The following is a 19539-nucleotide window of genomic DNA, read 5'->3' as shown; positions in this document are numbered from 1 at the left end:
GGCCTGTGATCTTCCGGCCGGGGCAGGTTCCCCGGCCTTTCTGCGTTCGAGCGATGCGATGATGGACAAGACTTTCGAACCGGCAGCCGTCGAGGCCCGGATCAGCCAGGCCTGGGACGAGGCTGAGGCCTTCAAGGCAGGCAGGGGCGCTGAACCCGGCGCCGAGCCTTATTGCATCGTCATCCCGCCGCCGAACGTCACCGGCTCGCTCCATATGGGCCACGCGCTCAACAACACGCTGCAGGACGTGCTCTGCCGCTTCGAGCGCATGCGCGGCAAGGATGTGCTCTGGCAGCCCGGCATGGACCATGCCGGCATCGCCACGCAGATGGTCGTCGAGCGCAAGCTTGCCGGCGAGAACAAGACCGACCGGCGCACCATGGGCCGCGAGGCTTTCCTCGAGGAAGTCTGGCGCTGGAAGGACGAATCCGGCGGAACCATCGTCAACCAGCTTCGCCGCCTCGGCGCCTCCTGCGACTGGTCCCGCGAGCGCTTCACCATGGACGAGGGGCTGTCGGCCGCAGTCCTCAAGGTCTTCGTCGGCCTGCACAAGCAGGGGCTGATCTACCGCGCCAAGCGGCTGGTGAACTGGGATCCGAAGTTCCAGACCGCGATCTCGGATATCGAGGTGCTGCAGGTCGAGAAGATCGGCTCGTTCAAATGGCAGCGCGGCGACGAAGAGCCTTTCGATGCGGCCAAGCTAGAAAAGGCGCTGGGCCGCGATCCGAACGGCCATCTCTACTACTTCAACTACCCCCTCGAAGGCGCGACCTATGACGCGGACGACGCCTCGACCTTCATCACTGTCGCGACCAGCCGGCCCGAGACCATGCTGGGTGACACCGGCGTCGCCGTGCATCCGGAGAACGAGAAGATCGGCCACCTGATCGGCCGCAATGCCGTTCTGCCGCTGGTCGGCCGGGTGATCCCGATCTTCGGTGACGACTATGCCGATCCCGAAAAAGGCACTGGGGCGGTCAAGATCACGCCGGCGCATGATTTCAACGACTTCGAGGTCGGCAAGCGTCACCAGCTCGACATCATCAATATCCTCGATGGCGAGGCGCGGGTCACGCTCGCTGGCAACGAGGACTTCCTGGCCAGCGCCAAGCCGGAAGCCGAGACGCTGGCGCTCGACGGGCTCGACCGCTTCGCGGCGCGCCGCCGCGTCGTCGCTCTGATGGCCGAGCGCGGGTTCCTCGCGAAGATCGAGCCGCATGGACATACCGTCCCGCATGGCGACCGCTCCGATGTCGTGATCGAGCCGTGGCTGACCGATCAATGGTATGTCGACGTCAAGCCGCTGGCCGAGCGCTCGATCAAGGCGGTCCGTGACGGCCGCACGAAATTCACGCCCGAGAACTGGACGAAGGTCTTCTACGACTGGCTCGAGAACATCGAACCCTGGTGCGTCTCGCGCCAGCTCTGGTGGGGCCACCAGATCCCGGCATGGTACGGGCCGGACGGGGAGGTCTTCGTCGCCGAATCGGAGGCGGGCGCGCAGGCGCTGGCGGTCGGCCATTATGGCGGGCCGGTCGAGCTGAAGCGTGACGAGGACGTCCTCGACACCTGGTTCTCCTCGGCGCTCTGGCCGTTCTCGACGCTGGGCTGGCCCGAGGATACCGCCGAGCTCAGGCACTATTACCCGACCGCGACGCTGGTCACCGGCTTCGACATCATCTTCTTCTGGGTCGCCCGGATGATGATGATGGGCCTCAACTTCATGGACGAGGTGCCGTTCCGCGAGGTTTACCTGCACGCCATCGTTCGCGACGAGAAGGGCGCGAAGATGTCGAAGTCGAAGGGCAACGTCATCGATCCGCTGGTGCTCGTCGACAAGTACGGGGCGGACGCGCTGCGCTTCACCCTCGCGGCGATGGCAGCTCAAGGGCGCGACATCAAGCTCGCCACCTCGCGCGTCGAGGGCTACCGCAACTTCGCGACCAAGATCTGGAACGCCGCGCGCTTCGCCGAGATCAATGGCTGCCTGCGCGCCGCCGATTTCGACCCGGCGTCGGTGAAGCAGCCGCTCAACCGCTGGATCCTCAGCGAAGCCGCGCAAGCCGCCGAGGAGATCGCGGCCGGCATCCCCAGCTTCAAGTTCAACGAGGCGGCAGGCGGCGCCTATCGCTTCGTCTGGAACCAGTTCTGCGACTGGTATCTCGAGCTTGCCAAGCCGGTGCTGCAGGGCGAGGGCGTCGATGAGGCCGCAAAGGCCGAGACGCAGGCCACCGTCGCCTATGTCATCGACCTGATCTGCCAGCTGCTGCATCCCTTCATGCCCTTCCTGACCGAGGAGCTCTGGGCCCAGAAGGCCGAGGCCGGCGCGCCCCGCAAACTCTCCGCCGGCGATGATGCACTGGTCTGCCTGACGCGCTGGCCCGATCTCGCGGTGCTGAAGGATTCGGCGGCGGAGGCCGAGATCGGCTTCGTCGTCGACCTGATCTCCGACATCCGTTCGGTCCGCTCGGAGGTCAATGTGCCCGCGGGCACGCAGGCTCCGCTCGTCCTCGTCAATGCCTCCGCCGCGACGCGGGCGACGATCGAGAGCTGGCGGCCGATGATCGAGCGGCTGGCGCGCGTTTCCGACATTGCGTTCGAGACGGCCGCGCCGGGACAGTCGGCGCAGATTCTCGTGCGTGGCGAGGTCGCGGCGCTGCCGCTCGCCGGCCTGATCGATCTCGACGCCGAGCGCTCCCGCCTGAGCAAGGAGCTCGCAAAGCTCGACCAGGACATCGCGGTCGTCGAGAAGAAGCTCGGCAACCCCGATTTCATGGCCCGCGCGCCCGAGGAGATCGTCGAGGAGAACCGCGAGCGCAAGGCTGCGGCGGAAACCCGCAAGCTCAAGATCGCGGAGGCTCTGACGCGGCTTTCCTGACCGGGTATCGCAATCCGGTCACGGCGGCGTCGTCAAATTGACGTTGATCGAAGAGAGGACTCGCATTCTCTGGCGGACCCCGCTTAGATGCGCCCGACGCAAATCCGCCATGCATCTGCGTGGCGGCAAAGGACCGGCTGTTCACGACCCATGCTCAAGCGAGCCTATGACTGGTGCGTTTCCTACGCATCCCATCCAGGTGCCCCCTGGCTGCTTTTCGCGCTCACTTTCGTCGAGAGTTCGTTCAGCCCGCTGCCGCCGATCCCGCTGCTGCTGCCGATGTGCATTGCGCGGCCGGATCGGGCCTGGTTCTACGCCGGCATCTGTTCGCTGGGTGCCGTCCTCGGCGGCTATCTCGGCTACGCGATCGGCGCTCTGCTCTACGAGTCGCTGGGGTCCTGGCTGATCAGCCTCTATGGCTTGCAGGACAAGGCGGCCCATCTGATCGCGACCTCGCAGGACTACTGGTTCTGGGTGCTGGTCACCAAGGGGCTGACGCCGATTCCGTTCAAGATCGTCACGATCATGTCGGGCTTCCTGCACTTCGATATCTGGAAGTTCACCATCGGCATGGTCGTCTCGCGCGTCACCTTCTTCATGATGATCGCAGTGGCTCTCCGCTTCTATGGCGACGACATCCGCATCTTCATCGAGAAGCATCTGCCGATGACGGCGCTCGCGCTTCTCGTGGTTATCGTCGGTGGCTTCTTCGTCCTGCCGATGGTGCTGTGAGCGGCGGATTCATGGCATGCGCCTCGCGTGTTTGTGACATCGACGCAACACTGGAATGAGAACGGCGTAGCGCGCCGTCCATGCGGTCACAATCGCCGCGAAGCCGCCACAAACAACGCCCAGCAAAAGGGCGCGTTAAGTCCCTCAGATATAGTGAAATCTGACCTTGACGCGCCGGTTCGGAGACGGTTCCGGTCGTTGACGGGTTCTCGGGGGCGTAGATTGCTCCTGGCTTGCATGGCGTGGCACATCTCTGCGCCGGGTTAGGTCGGGGGACAGGACGAGTGGCAATGGATGCGCGTGTGTTCGACAAGTCGAGGCTGCCGAGCCGGCATGTGAGCGTCGGCCCCGCCAAGGCCCCGCACCGCTCCTATTATTATGCGATGGGCATGACCGCGAAGCAGATCGCGCAGCCCTTCGTAGGCGTCGCCTCCTGCTGGAACGAAGCGGCTCCCTGCAACATCTCGCTGATGCGCCAGGCCCAGGCGGTTAAGAAGGGCGTCGCGTCCGCCGCCGGCACGCCGCGCGAGTTCTGCACCATCACCGTGACCGACGGCATCGCCATGGGCCACCAGGGCATGAAGTCGTCGCTGGCCTCGCGCGAGGTCATCGCGGACTCTGTCGAGCTGACCATGCGCGGCCATTGCTACGACGCGCTCGTCGGCCTCGCCGGCTGCGACAAGTCGCTGCCGGGCATGATGATGGCGATGGTCCGTCTCAACGTGCCCTCGATCTTCATCTATGGCGGCTCGATCCTGCCCGGCACCTTCAAGGGCCGCCCTGTGACCGTGCAGGACGTCTTCGAGGCGGTCGGCAAGCATTCGGTCGGCGCGATGTCCGACGAGGACCTGAAGGAGCTCGAGGAGGCTGCGTGCCCCTCCGCTGGCTCCTGCGGCGCCCAGTTCACCGCCAACACCATGGCGACCGTCGCCGAGGCGATCGGCCTGGCGCTGCCCTATAGCTGCGGCGCGCCGGCGCCCTACGACGTCCGCGACACCTTCTGCTACACCGCCGGCGAGATGGTGATGGAGTTGATCGCCCGGAACATCCGCCCGCGCGACATCGTCACCCGCAAGGCGCTGGAGAACGCCGCGATGGTCGTCGCCGCCACCGGCGGCTCGACCAATGGCGCGCTGCACCTGCCGGCGATCGCCCATGAATGCGGCATCGACTTCGATCTTTTCGAAGTCGCCGAGATCTTCAAGAGGACGCCCTATATCGCCGACCTCAAGCCGGGCGGAAAATACGTCGCCAAGGACATGTTCGAGGTCGGCGGCATCCCGCTGGTGATGAAGAGCCTGCTCGATGCCGGCTACCTCCACGGCGACTGCCTGACCGTGACCGGCCGCACCATCGCCGAGAACATGGCCTCGGTGAAGTGGAACGACCAGCAGGATGTCGTCTATCGCGCCGACAAGCCGATCACGGTGACCGGCGGCGTCGTCGGCCTGCAGGGCAATCTGGCACCGGAAGGCGCGATCGTGAAGATCGCCGGCATGCCCGAGGACCAGCTCGTCTTTACCGGCCCGGCACGCTGCTTCGACCGCGAGGAAGACGCCTTCGAGGCCGTCAAGAACCGGACCTACGAGGTCGGCGACGTGCTCGTCATCCGCTATGAGGGCCCCAAGGGTGGCCCCGGCATGCGCGAGATGCTGTCGACGACCGCAGCCCTCTACGGCCAGGGCATGGGCGACAAGGTCGCGCTCATCACCGACGGCCGTTTCTCAGGCGCTACGCGCGGTTTCTGCGTCGGCCATGTCGGGCCGGAGGCCGCTGTCGGCGGGCCGATCGCCCTGATCCGGGACGGGGATATCATCGAGCTAGATGCCATCACAGGAAAGCTCGCAGTCCGCCTTTCTGATGCCGAACTTGAAGAGCGTCGTAAGAGCTGGGTGCCGAGGAAGACCGACTACAATTCCGGAGCGCTGTGGAAATACGCGCAGACGGTCGGCTCCGCCAAAGGCGGTGCCGTCACCCACCCAGGAGGGGCGGCCGAAACCCATTGCTATGCGGATATCTAGCTCGACCATAGCATGCCTGTTCCTGTTCCTCGGCGGCCAGCAAGCTGCCTGGGCGCAGGATTTCGCAGGCGGAAAGCCGGTGCCGCCGCGCTCCATCCCGGGCGCTGCGCTGCCGGAGCCGGGCGATTCCCTGTCTCGCGCTCCCGGGGCCGCAACGCTCGCTCCCGCTCCCGATACGCCCACGGCGCACACCGCGCTGCCGCTCGTTCCCTTCAGCAGTGCCCGCGATGCGCTGCGGGCCTGGATGCGCGATTCCTCGGCCGGCGATAAGGTCGGCGCCGTGCGCGCCCTCGAATACGCTGCCTCGCAGGGCCATCTCACCGCGCAGTACAAGCTCGGCCGGATGTATGCCGGGGGCGAGGGCGTTCCGACGAACGATCTCAAGGCCTTCGAGTATTTTTCGAAGATCGCGGACGAGAACGCCGACGCGATTCCCGGCACCGCCGACGGCCGCATCGTCGGCAGCGCCTTCGTCGCGCTCGGCGGTTATTTCAGCGACGGCATCAAGGGCAGCTATGTGAAGCCCAATCCCGACCGGGCCTTCGACATGTTCCACTATGCCGCCTCCTATTTCGGCGACCCGGACGGCCAGTACAATCTCGCCCGTCTCTACATGACCGGGCAAGGCACGGGTCGCGATGCGCGACAGGCGGCGCGCTGGATGAAGCTCGCGGCCGAGAAGGGCCATGCGCCGGCCCGCGCCGCTTTCGGCGAGATGCTGCTGCGTGGCGGCGACGGCGTGCCCCGGCAGCCCGTGCTTGGCCTGATGTGGCTGGCCATGGCCCGCGAAGGTGCGGACCCCGCTCGCGAAACCTGGATCATCGAGCGCCACGACGCGGCCTTTGCCGCTGCATCGGCGGCCGATCGTTCGGCTGCGCTGGCGCTGGTCGAGCGTCAGCAGGTTGTGAGCTCGCGTAGCGGCAGTAGCAACAACGGCCAGAACTGAGCGCAGCCGCGGTCCTTGGCGGCCGCGCGGTGCGCCTCAGTGCAATTCCACCATCACAGGCACATGGTCCGACGGCTTCTCCCAGCCGCGGACATGCTTGACGATCTGGACCCCGGCGAGCCTGTCTGCCGCCTGGGGCGAGAGCAGCAGGTGGTCGATGCGGATGCCGTTGTTCCGCTGCCAGGCGCCGGCCTGATAATCCCAGAAGGTGTAGAGCCCACCCGCATCGGTCGTGCTGCGAACGGCCTCGGTCAGTCCGAGATTGATCAGGCCGCGGAAGGCCGCGCGCGTCTGCGGCAGGAAGAGCGCGTCGCTGACCCAGGCACCGGGATCGCGCGCATCGCGTGGCTCGGGAATCACGTTGTAGTCGCCGGCGAGTACGAGCGGCTCCTCCTGCTCCAGCAGCATCCGGGCATGGGCCGTCAGCCGCCGCATCCAGCCGAGCTTGTAGGGGTATTTCTCGGTATTCGGCGGGTTGCCGTTCGGCAGGTAGATCGAGGCCAGGCGCACCACGCCGTCACCGAGCGGCAGCACACCTTCGAGATAGCGCGCCTGCTCGTCGCCATCATCGCCGGGCAGGCCGCGCCGGACGTCTTCCAGCCGCGACCGGCTGAGGATCGCGACGCCGTTGAAGGTCTTCTGCCCGTGGGTCTCGACCTGCCAGCCGGCAGCCTCGATCTCCGCGCGCGGAAAGTCGCCGTCCACGCATTTGATCTCCTGGAGGCAGAGCGCGTCGGGCTCGGCTTCGTTCAGGAAATCCAGCAGATGGCCGAGGCGCTGGCGGACCGAATTGACGTTCCAGGTGGCGATACGCACGAGACGCTCCGATGTGAGACGGCCGCAGGATAAGCGGGATTGCCGCTGCCAAGGCAAGCCGCTTTCCGCCGCAAACGAAAACTCCCCGCATCGCTGCGGGGAGCCATTGATTCTCGATCGGACTGTCGGCCGCTGTCAGGGGCAGGCGCGAACCACTCCGCCCGAGCCGATATAGGTTCCGGTTTCCGGGTTGTAGGTCCTGAAGCGACGCGAGCAGTAAGCCACCGCATCGACATCCTCGACGCTGTAGCCGTAAGGCGGCGGGGGTGCGGCATAGACCGGCGCCGGATACCCATAAACCGGAGGCGGAGGCGGCGCGGCCAATGCGCCGGCGGCGAGCGCGCCACCGATGACACCCGCCGCGATCCCAGCGCCGACGGCCGGCCCGCGACGATAACCGCCATAGTAGCGCGGCCCGTAATAGCCATAGGGGCGCCACTGCACGGTCTGGACGAGGTTGGCATCGCCCTTGGCCACGGCAACAGCAGCGGAGGCGGGCGCGAGCGACGCGGCCGAGGCGGGGGCGGCGAGGGCCGCACAGCCGGCCAGAACCGTTGCGACGGCGAACATCTTGATCATGACGGAACTCCTATGCTGTCCTGCGCGAGTGGAACGCCGCATGTTCCCCCGATGGGCCTGGATTGTAGCGATCTGTCGACCCTGCGGAAAGACTAGCCTGCAATCTCGGCGCAAAATAGGCGTCACAGCATTGTGGCTCTTGGATGCGAGAGCTCCATCGAGTGGGTTGCGCGGAGGCGTTTTCCTCGCCATCTAGCGCTTCACCGTACCGAAACCCCCATCACGCATTCGAAGGACCAGGATCCACAATGGCCCAAACCGGCAGCCCGCCCTCCCGACCTGAAACGTTCGGCGCGATGAAGCCGCTGCCGGCGCTCATCTTCAGCTCCCGCTGGCTGCAGCTGCCGCTCTATATCGGCCTCATCGTGGCGCAGTGCGTCTATGTCTTCCTGTTCCTCAAGGAACTCTGGCACCTCGTCACCCACGCCTTCGACTTCAGCGAGCAGCAGATCATGCTGGTCGTCCTCGGGCTGATCGACGTGGTGATGATCTCGAACCTGCTGATCATGGTCATCGTCGGCGGCTACGAAACCTTCGTCTCGCGGCTGCGGCTGGAAGGCCACCCCGACCAGCCGGAATGGCTGAGCCACGTCAACGCCAGCGTGCTCAAGATCAAGCTCGCCATGGCGATCATCGGCATCTCGTCGATCCACCTGCTCAGGACCTTTATCGAGGCCGGCAATATCGGGATCGTCGGCAAGACGGCGAACTACACCGAATCCGGCGTCCTGCTGCAGACGCTGATCCATGTCGTCTTCATCCTGTCCGCCATCGGCATCGCCTGGGTGGATAAGATGACGTCAGGGCCGTCCGGCAAGGCGCATTGAACGAGGCCCGTTGAAACAGAAACGCCCCGCCGAATCGGCGGGGAGTTCTGCGTTGGGGACATGCCGATTTCTGACGAAAACGGGGTGTCATCCCGGACAAGCTGCAAAGCAGCGCCGATCCGGGATCCATCGTAGAGCTCCGGAGCCCTTCGATGGATCCCGGCTCAAGGCCGGGATGACGAAGTGGTTCCGAGAAAACCCAGCACGCTCTTGGCCGGTAGCTGCGTCTTACTGGCCTCGCCCGGTCCGGGCGGCGAAGCGGATCGCCTCCTCGGCGGAGCGGAACAGGGCCTTGGCCTTGTTGATGCACTCCTCCTGCTCGGAGGCCGGGTTCGAATCGTAGACGATGCCGGCGCCGGCCTGGACATGCATGCGCCCGTCCTTGACCACCGCCGTGCGCAGCACGATGCAGGTATCCATCTCGCCATTCGCGCCGAAATAGCCGATGCAGCCGCCATAGGCGCCGCGCGCATCGCGCTCCAGCTCGTCGATGATCTCCATCGCGCGGACCTTCGGCGCGCCCGACACGGTTCCGGCCGGGAAGCCTGCGACCAGCGCCGACAGCGCGTCATGACGCGGGTCGATCTCGCCCTCGACGTTCGAGACGATATGCATCACCTGGCTGTAGCGCTCGATGAAGAAGGAATCGGTCACCTTGACCGTGCCGATCTTCGCGACGCGCCCGACATCGTTGCGGCCGAGATCGAGCAGCATGAGGTGCTCGGCGCGCTCCTTGGGATCGGCCAGCAATTCGTCGGCCAGCGCCTCATCCTCGGCCTCGGTCGCGCCGCGGCGGCGCGTGCCGGCAATGGGGCGGATCGTGACCGTGTCGTCGCGCAGCCTGACCAGAATCTCCGGGCTCGAGCAGACGATCTGGAAGTCGCCGAAATCGAGATAGCAGAGGAACGGTGCCGGATTGACCCGCCGGAGCGCCCGATAGAGCGCGAAGGGCGGCAGGGCGAAGGGCGCCTCGAAGCGCTGCGACAGCACCACCTGGAAGATGTCGCCGGCGCGGATGTACTCCTTCGCCTTCGCCACCATCTCGTGATACTCGGCCTCGCTCGTATTCGAGGTCGTCGCGGGCTCCGGCAGGTTGGCGATATCGATGTCGGCTTCGGCGGGCAGGGCGCCTTCCAGCGCCAGGACGACCGCCTCCAGCCGCTCCTGCGCCCGCTCATAGGCGTGGCGCGCGCCGACGCCCGGCATATGCCGCACGGGGGTCACGACGTGAATCTCGTCACGGACCGAATCGAACACGACCATCAGCGTCGGCCGGGTCAGGATGGCGTCGGGTACGCCGGTGCCGGTTTCCTTCGGTTCCGGCAGACGCTCCATCAGCCGGACCATGTCGTAGCCGAGATAGCCGAAGACGCCGGACGCCATAGGCGGCAGCCCTTCGGCTTCCGGGATGGCGCTCTCATCCAGCAGCGCGCGCAGGCTTTCGAAGGCCGGGCGTGGATCGGGCAGGAAGGTCCCGCCAAGCGCGGTCCGGCAGAGCGAGGCCTCGCCACGGTGGCAGCGCCAGATCAGGTCAGGCTCCAGCCCGATCATCGAATAGCGGCCGCGCACGGCGCCGCCCTCGACCGATTCGAGCAGGAAGGCCGGGCCGGACGTGGCGTGGCGCAGCTTGAGGAAGGCGGCGACCGGTGTCTCGCAATCGCCGACCAGAACCTGACGCAGAAGCTGCGGTGCGCCCGTCTCGTAGATCTGCGCGAAGCGCTCGAACTCCAGGAAGGGCTGCATCGTCAATTCGTTGCTCCGCCCGTCGCATTGCGGAAGGCGGCCTCGTTGATGCTGACGCCGAGCTGCGCCTGCCGCCTGGCGACGTATTGCACCAGGATGTCCTCGCTGATGCTGGAGGACAGCAGGCGCTCGAAATTGCCGGCTTCCTGCGTCGTGCGGACATAGGGCGGCACGGTCGCCGAATCGACCTTGAACAGGATGCGACCGCCATCCGCGCCGGCTGCGGAGTTGCTCTTGCCGGCGACGGTGCCGAAGACTTGGGCGACGACGCCGGCCGGGAGTTCGGGCCGCTGGTCCTGCCGGCCGATATCGGCAGCGGTCTCGATGGTAAGCCCGGCGGAGGCCGCGACGACATCGAAGCTCTCGCCCTTGTCGAGCCGCTCCGACAACTCGCGGGCCTTGGCGGCGAGCTTGGTCGCGGTCTCGTCGGCGCGCCATTGGTTCTCGACCTCCGCCTTGACCTCGTCGAAGCTGCGCTCCCGCGCCGGATCGATCTTGGTGACGTCGAACCAGACATAGCCGGTGTCGCGCGGCAGGCGGATCGCCTCGTTGTCGACGCCGATATCCGAGCGGAAGATCGCCTGCAGCGTCGCGTCGGCGCCCGGCAAGGCCTCTTCCTTCGAGCCATCGGGCCTGGTGAGGCCCGCGCTCATCGGACCGGCAGTGCGGAGCGTCAGCTTGAGCTCCTTCGCGATCTCGGCCAGCGGCTTGGCGGCGGCGCGCTGATCCTCGATCTTGTCGTGAAGCTCGGTGATCTGTCCGGCGGCTCGGCTGGTCGCGAGTTCCTGCTTCACCTCGGCCGCGACCTCCTCGAACGGGCGCACATGGGCGGTATCGACCGTCGTCACGCGCAGCAGAACCGTTCCGAAGGCGCTCGCGACCGGCCCGCTGACGTCGCCCTGCTCGAGCGCGAAGGCGGCTTCCCGCACGGCGGGGTCGAAGATCTGGTCGCGGGTGAAGGTGCCCAGCGTCAGATCGTTGAAGGCGACGTTCCGTTCGGTGGCGATCTCGTCGAAGGTTTCGCCGCCGTCGATCTTGGCCTTGGCGGCCTGGGCTTCCTCCAGGTTCGGGAAGGCGATCTGCTGGACGGTGCGCTTCTCGACGCTGGTGAAGCGCTGCGCCTTCACGGCCTCGTAGCGCGCCTTGGCTTCCTCGTCGGTGACCTTGGCCGGATCGGCGATCGTTTCGGCCGAGAGCGAGAGGATGTCGGCTGTGCGGTACTCCGGCGCGCGGAAGGCGATCTTGCGATCGTTGAAGAAGCTCTTGAGCTGGTCCTCCGTCGGCGCCGCGATCTCGCCGGCAGCGCTCGCCGGCAGCCGGGCGAAGGTTATGGCGCGCTTCTCGTTGCGCAGGCGGCTGCCGAGTTCCTGCAGCGCGAGCGGGGCGGTGACGCCGCCGACCAGCATCTCGGAGAGCTGCTGGCGCAGGATGGTGGCGCGCTGGAGGGTGACGTAGCTCTGCTCGGTATAGCCGTTCGTGCGCAGGAGGTCGTTGAAGCGCGCGGCGGAGAACTGGCCGGAGGCATCGCGGAAGACCGGGTCGTCGAAGATCAGGTTGCGGATCGTCTCGTCGGAGACGGCAAGCCGCATGCCTTGCGCCGTCTGGTCGAGCGTCGCTTCGCTCATCAGGCGGGACAGCACCTGGCGATCGAGGCCGAGCGCACGCGCCATCTCGGGCGAGATCTGGCGGCGCTGCTGGCGCGTCAGGTTCTGGATCTCGTTCTGATAGGCCGTGCGCATCTGCTCGAGGCCGATCTCGCTCTTGCCGACGCGGGCGACCTCGTTGCGGCCATAGCCGCGGAAGATGTCACCGACGCCCCAGATCGCGAAGGCGAGGATCAGGACGCCGAACATGACGCTGACGAGGAGCTTGCCGAGAAAACCCTGACTCGCCTTGCGGATGCCCTGCATCATCATGGAAGCTGTCTTTCCCTGTTCCTGTTCGCCGCGCTGGATCGTGGCCGCGCGCGTGTCCGTTTCGGCGCTGCTTATAGGAACCGGCGGCGAAAGCCGCAATCGTCGTGGCGGAATCGTGTCGCGACGTCGCATGCGATTGCGGCACGGGCCGGGCGTTGCTAGAGCGCAGGGAGCTGATTTCGGAGGAACGACGTGACGCGCAGCATCAGGCCGCTGGTAGCCGGAAACTGGAAGATGAACGGCCTCAAGGCCGAGCTCGCCATCGCAGCCGAGGTGGCGAAGGGCTATGACGCCGGGCTGAAGCAGGCCGTCGACCTCGCCATCTGCCCGCCCGCGACCCTGCTGTTCGCCGGCTCGGCCGCGCTGATCGGCTCGCGCATCGCCACCGGCGGGCAGGATTGCAGCACGCAGGCCTCCGGCGCCTTCACCGGCGAGGTGTCGGCCGCGATGCTGGCCGATGCCGGTGCGACCTTCTGCATCGTCGGCCATTCCGAGCGCCGCACGCTGCAGGGCGAGACCAACGCCACCGTCAAGGCCAAGGCCGAGGCCGCGCAGAAGGCGCTGCTGGTGCCGATCGTCTGCGTCGGCGAAACGAAGGACGAGCGCGAGGCCGGCAAGGCGCTGGCCGTGGTCAAGAAGCAGCTGCGCGGTTCGATCCCGGAAGATGCGACCGCGACGACGCTCGTCGTCGCCTATGAGCCGGTCTGGGCGATCGGCACCGGCCTGACGCCGACCGCGGCCGATGTCGCCGAGATGCATGAGGCGATCCGCGCCGAGCTAAGCCGTCTGCTCGGCAAGGCAGCCGCCGCCGGCGTCAGGCTGCTCTATGGCGGCTCGGTGAAGCCCTCCAACGCCGTCGAGCTGATGAATGTCGCCCATGTCGATGGCGCGCTCGTCGGCGGCGCGAGCCTGAAGGCCGAGGAATTCCTGGCCATCGCGCGGGCCTGCTCCGGCTGAGCGGCAATGTGAATCACACGCCCCGCAGGGGTGGCGCTGTCGGCGCACGCATGTTATGTGCCGCGCCGAATTCGCCTCGATCTTCGAGGAGGAGCGGGTGGCCCTTGCGGCGGCCCGCGCCATGCCCATTTTCGTGAGACCATGCAGAACGTTCTCATCGTCATCCACCTGATCATCGTCGTCGCGCTCGTCGGCGTGGTGCTGTTGCAGCGTTCCGAAGGCGGCGGCCTCGGCATGGGCTCTGGCGGTGGCGGCGGTGTCGGCGGCTTCATGACCGGCCGTGGCCAGGCCAACGCATTGACGCGTGCAACGGCGATTCTCGCCGGTCTCTTCTTCCTGACTTCGGTCGTGCTCGCCGTCATGGCCAACCGCGGCCGCGTCCAGCGTTCGATCATCGACGGCGCGCCTACGACCACCGCACCGGCTACCCCGGGCGCGCCCGCAGCTCCGAGCGCCCCGAATGCCGGCGGCGTCCTCGACCAGCTGCGCCAGATGCAGAACCAGAATCAGGGCGGCGCACAGCCGCCGACGCCGCCGGCGGCGCCGCAGCAATAGGATAGGGCAGGGGCCGGGTGACCGGCCCTTCTCTTTTGTGTGGGCAAAAGGCTTCGAGGCCGGGCGACCGGCCTCCTCTTTTTGTGGACAAGCGTCCAGGGCAGGTCGGGACTGCACTGCTTGCGCTTAGCGAATCGAACCCGTGGCGATAGAGGTGACCTCCCATGACGCGGTATGTTTTCATCACCGGCGGCGTGGTGTCCTCGCTTGGCAAAGGCCTGGCGGCGGCGGCTCTCGCAGCCCTTCTGCAGGCGCGCGGCCACACGGTCCGCCTGCGCAAGCTCGACCCATACCTCAATGTCGATCCGGGCACGATGAGCCCGTATCAGCACGGTGAGGTCTTCGTCACAGACGACGGCGCCGAGACCGACCTCGACCTCGGCCATTACGAGCGCTTCACCGGCCGGCCCTGCAACAAGGGCGACAACATCACCACCGGCCGCATCTACATGGACATCCTGACCAAGGAGCGCCGGGGCGACTATCTCGGCGCGACGATCCAGGTCGTGCCGCACGTCACCAACGCCATCAAGGAATTCATTCTCACCGGCAACGAGGGCTACGACTTCACGCTGGTCGAGATCGGCGGCACGGTCGGCGACATCGAGAGCCTGCCCTTCCTCGAAGCCATCCGCCAGACCAACCAGCAGCTGCCGCGCGGGCAGTGCATCTTCATCCACCTGACGCTGCTGCCCTATATCCCGACCGCCGGCGAGCTGAAGACCAAGCCGACCCAGCATTCGGTCGCCGAGCTGCGCTCGATCGGCATCCAGCCCGACATCCTGCTCTGCCGCACCGACCGCGAGATTCCGCGCGAGGAACGCCGCAAGCTCGCTCTGTTCTGCAATGTCCGCGAGACCGCCGTGATCGAGGCCCGCGACGTCGCCTCGATCTACGACGTGCCGCTCTCCTACCATGCCGAGGGCCTCGACAACGAAGTGCTCGCCGCCTTCGGCATGGACGCGCAGCCCGAGCCCGACATCGCGAACTGGAGGCGCATCTCCGAGCGCGTGAAGAACCCCGAGGGCGAGGTCACCATCGCCGTCGTCGGCAAGTACACCGGCATGAAGGACGCCTATAAGTCCCTCATCGAGGCGCTGACCCATGGCGGCATCGCCAACAACGTCAAGGTCAATCTCGACTGGATCGAATCGGAGGTCTTCGAGAAGGAGGACCCCGCGCCCTTCCTCGAGCATGTCCACGGCATCCTGGTGCCCGGCGGCTTCGGCCATCGCGGCGCCGAGGGCAAGATCAAGGCGGCAACCTTCGCCAGGCAGCGCCAGGTGCCCTATTTCGGCATCTGCTTCGGCATGCAGATGGCGGTGATCGAGGCGGCGCGTTCGCTCGCCGGCATCGAGAACGCGAATTCGACCGAGTTCGGCCCGGCCGAGGAGCCCGTCGTCGGCCTGATGACCGAATGGATGCGCGGCAACGAGCTGGAGCAGCGCGCCGCGAACGGCAATCTCGGCGGCACGATGCGGCTCGGCGCCTATGCCTCGACGCTCGCAGCCGGTTCGAAGATCGCCGAGATCTACGGCTCGACCGAGATTTCCGAGCGTCATCGCCACCGCTACGAGGTCAATATGGGCTATCGCGAGAAGCTCGAGGCGAAGGGCATGCGCTTCGCGGGGCTCTCGCCGGACGGCCTCCTGCCGGAGACGGTCGAGTATCCCGACCATCCCTGGTTCATCGGCGTGCAGTATCACCCCGAGCTGAAGTCGCGCCCCTTCGAGCCGCACCCGCTCTTCGCGAGCTTCATCGAGGCGGCCAAGGCGCAAAGCCGCCTGGTCTGACCTAGCCGCCGAGCGCGACCGCCGCCCAAGAGTGACGGTGCTGTTCGAAGACGACTTTTTGCGGGGCTGGAAACGCGGGATCGGCGAAGGCTCCGACAGCCACCGCCATCAGCTCCGGCCTTCGAGACGGCTCCCACAGGACCGTGCTGCCGCAGGCCGGGCAGAAATGATGCAGCACGCGAGAGCCACTGTCGGCCGGCCTTTCGTAATCGACATAAGCGCCTGAAACGACGACGGCCTTCCGAGGAAAGAAGGTCGCGACGCCATAGGTGCTGCCTGTTCGCCTCTGACACTCGTGACAATGACAAAGCGCGACGATGGCCGGCTCGCCCTCGCATGTGACGCGCAGCTGGCCGCAACTGCAGCGGGCTTCCCTGGTCGTCATTGGCTTGCATCCTCTCTTTAGATGACGGCTGGCACAGCTTTTTTGGATAGCTCCGGTAGCGCGCGACGATCGCGGCCGTATAGTACGGCCTCGGATTGGCGACGGGGCAGGGCGGCATGACGATCTCTATGGCGGGCCTGCCCGCCTTCCTCCTCTATTTCGTCGTCGGCGTGGCGCTGATCGCTGCCTTTGCCGCGATCTACCTGCGGCTGACGGCCCATGACGAAATCGCCCTGATCCGCAGCGGCAATCTTTCCGCCGCGGTTGCGCTCGGCGGCAATCTCGTCGGTTTTTCGGTTCCACTCGAAAAGGCGATCGCCCAGGCGAGCAGCATTCCCGACTGCATTCTCTGGGCTGTCGCCGCGATGATCGTCCAGTTTGCCGCCTATGGGCTGGCGCGGCTGCTCATCCCGGAATTGTCGCGTAAGATCGAGCAGGACAAACTGCCGGCCGCGGCGATGCTGGCGGTGATCGCCGTGATCTCGGGAACGCTGGCAGGCGCCAGCATGACGGTGTGAGGCGGCGATGAAACGCTCTTCGCAGATCGGCCTCGCAGCAGCCGGCGTGCTCCTCGTCGCGACGGTCTGGTCGATGACGGGCGAGGAGACGCAGGAGAGCCTCGTCTACAACAACCTGAGCGAATGCCAGGCCGACGGGCAGATCGGCTATCAGCAATGCGAGGCGGCCTTTTCGGAAGCCGCAGCCGCGCGCCTCAAGGATGCGCCGAAGTTCCGCAGCCAGAGCGATTGCGAGGCGCAATACGGCGCCAGCGGCTGCAACACGGCCAGCATCGGCGGGGCGCAGTACTTCATTCCGGCGCTTGCTGGCTTCATGCTGGCGCGTGGGATGGCGGGCAACCAGGCCCAGCCGCTCCTGCCGCCGACGACCGCGGCCTGCCCGCCTGGAGCGGCTCAGCCGGAATGCCAGCAGGCGCGCAGCTCGTCGTCCAGTTCGTCCAGCAGTGGCGGCGGTTCCGGCGGCAGCAGCCGCTCGCGCGCCTATTCGACGACGACCGGCCGCGGCTTCACGGCTGCGGCCGTGGGCGCGCGGGGCGTGGTCTCGACCACGAGCGTATCCTCGCGCGGCGGCTTCGGCTCGTTTGCCCGTTCCTTCTCCTCGCATTCCTCGTCCTGAGATGCGCCGGGTCACGATTGCGCCCCGGCCGGACTGGGTCGAGCAGGTCGAGCGGCTGGGCTTCGCCTTCCACACCATCGACGGCGAGACCTATTGGGACGAAAGCGCCGCTTACGCGTTCACGCTGGAGGAGATCGAGCGCGACATCGAGGCGCCCACGGAAGCGATCGAGCAGCTTTGCTTCGCTTTCGTTGAGAAGGCGCTCGGCAATGAGGAGATCCTGACCCGGCTCGCCATTCCGGCCGAGCACTGGGACTATATCCGGGAGAGCTGGCAGCGTGGCGAGCGCAACCTCTACGGCCGTCTCGACCTCGCCTATGACGGGCATGGGCCCGCCAAGCTACTCGAATACAATGCCGATACGCCGACCGCTCTCTTCGAATCGAGCGTCGCGCAATGGGACTGGCTCGAGCAGGCGATGGCGCGCGGCACGATCGCGAAGGGAAGCGACCAGTTCAATTCGCTGCATGAGCGCCTGATCGCAGCCTTCGCGGCCTTGCGCGAGCCCTCGCCCTATCGCCTGCATCTGACCTGCGTGCAGGGCAGCGCCGAGGACAAGGGCACGGTCGATTACCTGACCGATTGCGCGGTGCAGGCCGGGCTCGATGCCCGTTTCACCTATATCGAGGAGATTGGCCTGCTCTCGGACGGGCGCTTCTGCGACGGTGCCAACCAGCCGATCGAGACGCTGTTCAAGCTCTACCCGTGGGAATGGCTGTTCCGCGAAAGCTACGGCAAGTCGCTGACAGGCTCGCGCTGCCAGTTCATCGAGCCGCCCTGGAAGGCTGTTCTCTCCAACAAGGGCCTGCTCGCCTGCCTCTGGGAAATGGAGCCGGGCCATCCCAACCTGCTGCCGGCCTTCTTCGAGGGCGATCCGCGTTGCGCGACATTGTCGCCCCGGCGTGTCCGCAAGCCGCTCTATTCCCGCGAGGGCGCCAACGTCACGCTGCTGGAGCGCGACCGGATCGTCGACAGCGACGACGGCCCCTACGGCGCCGAGGGATATGTGCTGCAGGACGCCGCTGCGAACCTGTTCTCGGCCGATGGCAACTATGCCGTGCTGGGCTCATGGCTCGTCGCCTCGCAGGCCTGCGGGCTATGCGTGCGCGAGGATTCCTCGCCGATCACCAGGAACACCTCCCGCTTCGTGCCGCACTATATCGAGTCCTGAGCGCAGCGGGACATGACCGCGCCGTGAAGTGTTGCTAGCCTTGGGTTCCGATACGCCTGTCGAAAGAGCCTGCCATGCCTGCAACAACCTCAACGCCTCGCGGCCTCGACCATCTCGTCATCGGCGTCCGCGATCTCGATGCCGCATGGCGCTTCTACGAGAAGCTGGGCTTCCGCGTCGGCACCCGGAACCGCCATCCCTGGGGCACCGAGAACCGGATCGTGCAGTTTCCCGGCTCCTTCCTCGAACTCGTCACGATCGTCGACGACGCTGCCATTCCGCCGCATGGCGAACGCAGCTTCTCCTTCGGGGCCTTCGTCCGCGAGGCGCTGGCTGGGCAAGGGGAGGGCCTGTCGATGCTGGTGCTGGAAAGCACCGACGCCAAGGCCGATGCAGCCGCTTTCAAGGCCGCCGGAATCGGTGATTTCGAGCCGTTCTTCTTCGAACGCCAAGGCAAGCGGCCGGACGGCTCCACGGTGCGCGTCGCCTTCGAGCTCGCCTTCGCCGCGGATTCGCGGGCGCCGGAATGCGGCTTCTTCGTCTGCCGGCAGATCGAGCCGCAGAACTTCTGGAACCCCGAGTTCCAGCAGCATCCGAACGGCGCCACTGCGCTCGCCTCGGCGGTGATCGTCGCCGAGGACCCTGCGGCCCATCGCGCCTTCCTGACCACCTTCAGCGGCGGCGCCGAGGTGCTGGAGGGCAACGAGGACTATGTTCTCGCCCTGCCGCGCGGGCGCATCGACGTGCTCGATCCGGAGGCGGCGCAGGGTGCCTACCTCGTCGAACCCGACACGACGCCGGCCCGCTTCCTCGGATTCTGCGTCTCGGTTCCTGATATCGAGGCGGTGGCGGAACGCCTGACTGAGGCCGAAATCTCGTTCCAGCGCGGCGAGGAGCGGCTCTTCGTCGAACCGGAGCACGCCTTTGGCTGCATGATCGCGTTCGAGCAGGGCTGAGCGCCGCGGTCAGGCTATCGTTTCGGAGCCGCCGCCGTCATTCGGGGTAAGCTGCGTAGCAGCGCCTATCCGGAATCTATCGCAGGGCTCCGGCACACGACGATGAATCCCGGGTCAAGCCCGGGATGAC

The 19539-nt window shown here is 66.4% G+C and carries 17 protein-coding genes; 12 read left to right on the top strand and 5 right to left on the bottom strand.

Annotation, left to right across the window (positions count from 1 at the left end; all coding sequences use genetic code 11):
- Positions 1–58: 58 nt before the first annotated feature.
- From AC2FAN_RS00355 to AC2FAN_RS00340, 4 genes are all read left to right on the top strand, one after another.
- Positions 59–2878, top strand: coding sequence for a valine--tRNA ligase (locus AC2FAN_RS00355; RefSeq protein WP_485172306.1), 2820 nt, complete (start codon positions 59–61; stop codon positions 2876–2878).
- Positions 2879–3028: 150 nt separating this feature from the next.
- A complete protein-coding gene (locus AC2FAN_RS00350) occupies positions 3029–3610 on the top strand; it encodes a YqaA family protein (RefSeq protein ID WP_476804926.1) in 582 nt (193 codons plus the stop codon).
- A 290-nt stretch (positions 3611–3900) separates the two neighbouring features.
- The gene (gene ilvD / locus AC2FAN_RS00345; protein ID WP_485172305.1) at positions 3901–5631 is read left to right on the top strand and encodes a dihydroxy-acid dehydratase; all 1731 of its coding nucleotides are present in this window, start codon (positions 3901–3903) and stop codon (positions 5629–5631) included.
- A complete protein-coding gene (locus tag AC2FAN_RS00340; protein WP_265053392.1) occupies positions 5618–6577 on the top strand; it encodes a tetratricopeptide repeat protein in 960 nt (319 codons plus the stop codon). Before ilvD ends, AC2FAN_RS00340 begins: the two co-directional genes overlap by 14 nt.
- 36 nt (positions 6578–6613) lie before the next feature.
- Here AC2FAN_RS00340 and xth read toward each other — a convergent pair whose 3' ends face one another.
- Together xth and AC2FAN_RS00330 are read right to left on the bottom strand one after the other, a co-directional pair.
- Positions 6614–7393 (bottom strand): exodeoxyribonuclease III, encoded by a 780-nt coding sequence (gene xth, locus AC2FAN_RS00335; RefSeq protein WP_485172304.1) that lies wholly within the window; start codon positions 7391–7393, stop codon positions 6614–6616.
- Between the two features lie 135 nt (positions 7394–7528).
- Positions 7529–7972 (bottom strand): BA14K family protein, encoded by a 444-nt coding sequence (locus tag AC2FAN_RS00330; protein ID WP_485172303.1) that lies wholly within the window; start codon positions 7970–7972, stop codon positions 7529–7531.
- 248 nt (positions 7973–8220) lie between these two features.
- Here AC2FAN_RS00330 and AC2FAN_RS00325 point away from each other — a divergent pair, with 248 nt between their 5' ends.
- A complete protein-coding gene (locus AC2FAN_RS00325) occupies positions 8221–8799 on the top strand; it encodes a TIGR00645 family protein (RefSeq protein ID WP_485172302.1) in 579 nt (192 codons plus the stop codon).
- A gap of 228 nt (positions 8800–9027) precedes the next feature.
- On the opposite strand, the gene trpE is transcribed toward AC2FAN_RS00325, so the two are convergent.
- Both trpE and AC2FAN_RS00315 read right to left on the bottom strand, forming a co-directional pair.
- Entirely contained in the window at positions 9028–10542 is a 1515-nt protein-coding gene (gene trpE, locus AC2FAN_RS00320) for an anthranilate synthase component I (RefSeq protein ID WP_265054825.1), read from the bottom strand.
- A 2-nt stretch (positions 10543–10544) separates the two neighbouring features.
- A complete protein-coding gene (locus AC2FAN_RS00315; protein ID WP_485172301.1) occupies positions 10545–12458 on the bottom strand; it encodes a peptidylprolyl isomerase in 1914 nt (637 codons plus the stop codon).
- Positions 12459–12650: 192 nt separating this feature from the next.
- On the opposite strand from AC2FAN_RS00315, the gene tpiA reads away from it, so the two are divergent.
- From tpiA to pyrG, 3 genes are all read left to right on the top strand, one after another.
- On the top strand, positions 12651–13415 hold the full coding sequence (gene tpiA / locus AC2FAN_RS00310; protein WP_485172300.1) for a triose-phosphate isomerase: 765 nt from the start codon (positions 12651–12653) through the stop codon (positions 13413–13415).
- A 141-nt stretch (positions 13416–13556) separates the two neighbouring features.
- On the top strand, positions 13557–13970 hold the full coding sequence (gene secG / locus AC2FAN_RS00305; protein ID WP_265053397.1) for a preprotein translocase subunit SecG: 414 nt from the start codon (positions 13557–13559) through the stop codon (positions 13968–13970).
- Positions 13971–14134: 164 nt separating this feature from the next.
- Positions 14135–15763 (top strand): CTP synthase, encoded by a 1629-nt coding sequence (pyrG, locus tag AC2FAN_RS00300; protein ID WP_265053398.1) that lies wholly within the window; start codon positions 14135–14137, stop codon positions 15761–15763.
- 1 nt (position 15764) lies between these two features.
- On the opposite strand, the gene AC2FAN_RS00295 is transcribed toward pyrG, so the two are convergent.
- Positions 15765–16148 (bottom strand): GFA family protein, encoded by a 384-nt coding sequence (locus tag AC2FAN_RS00295; RefSeq protein WP_485172299.1) that lies wholly within the window; start codon positions 16146–16148, stop codon positions 15765–15767.
- 116 nt (positions 16149–16264) lie between these two features.
- Here AC2FAN_RS00295 and AC2FAN_RS00290 point away from each other — a divergent pair, with 116 nt between their 5' ends.
- From AC2FAN_RS00290 to AC2FAN_RS00275, 4 genes are all read left to right on the top strand, one after another.
- Positions 16265–16666 carry a DUF350 domain-containing protein gene (locus AC2FAN_RS00290; protein ID WP_265053400.1) on the top strand — a complete coding sequence of 134 codons (402 nt, stop codon included), beginning with the start codon at positions 16265–16267 and terminating at the stop codon, positions 16664–16666.
- A 7-nt stretch (positions 16667–16673) separates the two neighbouring features.
- Positions 16674–17282 carry a DUF1190 domain-containing protein gene (locus tag AC2FAN_RS00285; protein WP_265053401.1) on the top strand — a complete coding sequence of 203 codons (609 nt, stop codon included), beginning with the start codon at positions 16674–16676 and terminating at the stop codon, positions 17280–17282.
- A 1-nt stretch (position 17283) separates the two neighbouring features.
- Entirely contained in the window at positions 17284–18453 is a 1170-nt protein-coding gene (locus tag AC2FAN_RS00280; RefSeq protein ID WP_485172298.1) for a glutathionylspermidine synthase family protein, read from the top strand.
- A 74-nt stretch (positions 18454–18527) separates the two neighbouring features.
- Positions 18528–19409, top strand: a complete 882-nt coding sequence (locus AC2FAN_RS00275) for a VOC family protein (RefSeq protein ID WP_485172297.1) — start codon at positions 18528–18530, stop codon at positions 19407–19409.
- Positions 19410–19539: the final 130 nt, after the last annotated feature.

The sequence above is a fragment of the Allobosea sp. RIT-PG3_2 genome, from assembly GCF_057321085.1.
This window is presented reverse-complemented; position numbering and strand designations above follow the sequence as displayed.

What these genes read in the sequence shown, in the direction of transcription:
- AC2FAN_RS00275 (WP_485172297.1), top strand. Translation starts at nt 18,528, where the DNA reads ATGCCTGCAACAACCTCAACGCCTCGCGGCCTCGACCATCTCGTCATC.
- ilvD (WP_485172305.1), top strand. Translation starts at nt 3,901, where the DNA reads ATGGATGCGCGTGTGTTCGACAAGTCGAGGCTGCCGAGCCGGCATGTG.
- AC2FAN_RS00280 (WP_485172298.1), top strand. Translation starts at nt 17,284, where the DNA reads ATGCGCCGGGTCACGATTGCGCCCCGGCCGGACTGGGTCGAGCAGGTC.
- trpE (WP_265054825.1), bottom strand. Translation starts at nt 10,542, where the DNA reads ATGCAGCCCTTCCTGGAGTTCGAGCGCTTCGCGCAGATCTACGAGACG.
- AC2FAN_RS00285 (WP_265053401.1), top strand. Translation starts at nt 16,674, where the DNA reads ATGAAACGCTCTTCGCAGATCGGCCTCGCAGCAGCCGGCGTGCTCCTC.
- AC2FAN_RS00325 (WP_485172302.1), top strand. Translation starts at nt 8,221, where the DNA reads ATGGCCCAAACCGGCAGCCCGCCCTCCCGACCTGAAACGTTCGGCGCG.
- AC2FAN_RS00290 (WP_265053400.1), top strand. Translation starts at nt 16,265, where the DNA reads ATGACGATCTCTATGGCGGGCCTGCCCGCCTTCCTCCTCTATTTCGTC.
- secG (WP_265053397.1), top strand. Translation starts at nt 13,557, where the DNA reads ATGCAGAACGTTCTCATCGTCATCCACCTGATCATCGTCGTCGCGCTC.
- AC2FAN_RS00355 (WP_485172306.1), top strand. Translation starts at nt 59, where the DNA reads ATGATGGACAAGACTTTCGAACCGGCAGCCGTCGAGGCCCGGATCAGC.
- AC2FAN_RS00330 (WP_485172303.1), bottom strand. Translation starts at nt 7,972, where the DNA reads ATGATCAAGATGTTCGCCGTCGCAACGGTTCTGGCCGGCTGTGCGGCC.
- AC2FAN_RS00315 (WP_485172301.1), bottom strand. Translation starts at nt 12,458, where the DNA reads ATGATGATGCAGGGCATCCGCAAGGCGAGTCAGGGTTTTCTCGGCAAG.
- pyrG (WP_265053398.1), top strand. Translation starts at nt 14,135, where the DNA reads ATGACGCGGTATGTTTTCATCACCGGCGGCGTGGTGTCCTCGCTTGGC.
- AC2FAN_RS00295 (WP_485172299.1), bottom strand. Translation starts at nt 16,148, where the DNA reads ATGACGACCAGGGAAGCCCGCTGCAGTTGCGGCCAGCTGCGCGTCACA.
- AC2FAN_RS00340 (WP_265053392.1), top strand. Translation starts at nt 5,618, where the DNA reads ATGCGGATATCTAGCTCGACCATAGCATGCCTGTTCCTGTTCCTCGGC.
- AC2FAN_RS00350 (WP_476804926.1), top strand. Translation starts at nt 3,029, where the DNA reads ATGCTCAAGCGAGCCTATGACTGGTGCGTTTCCTACGCATCCCATCCA.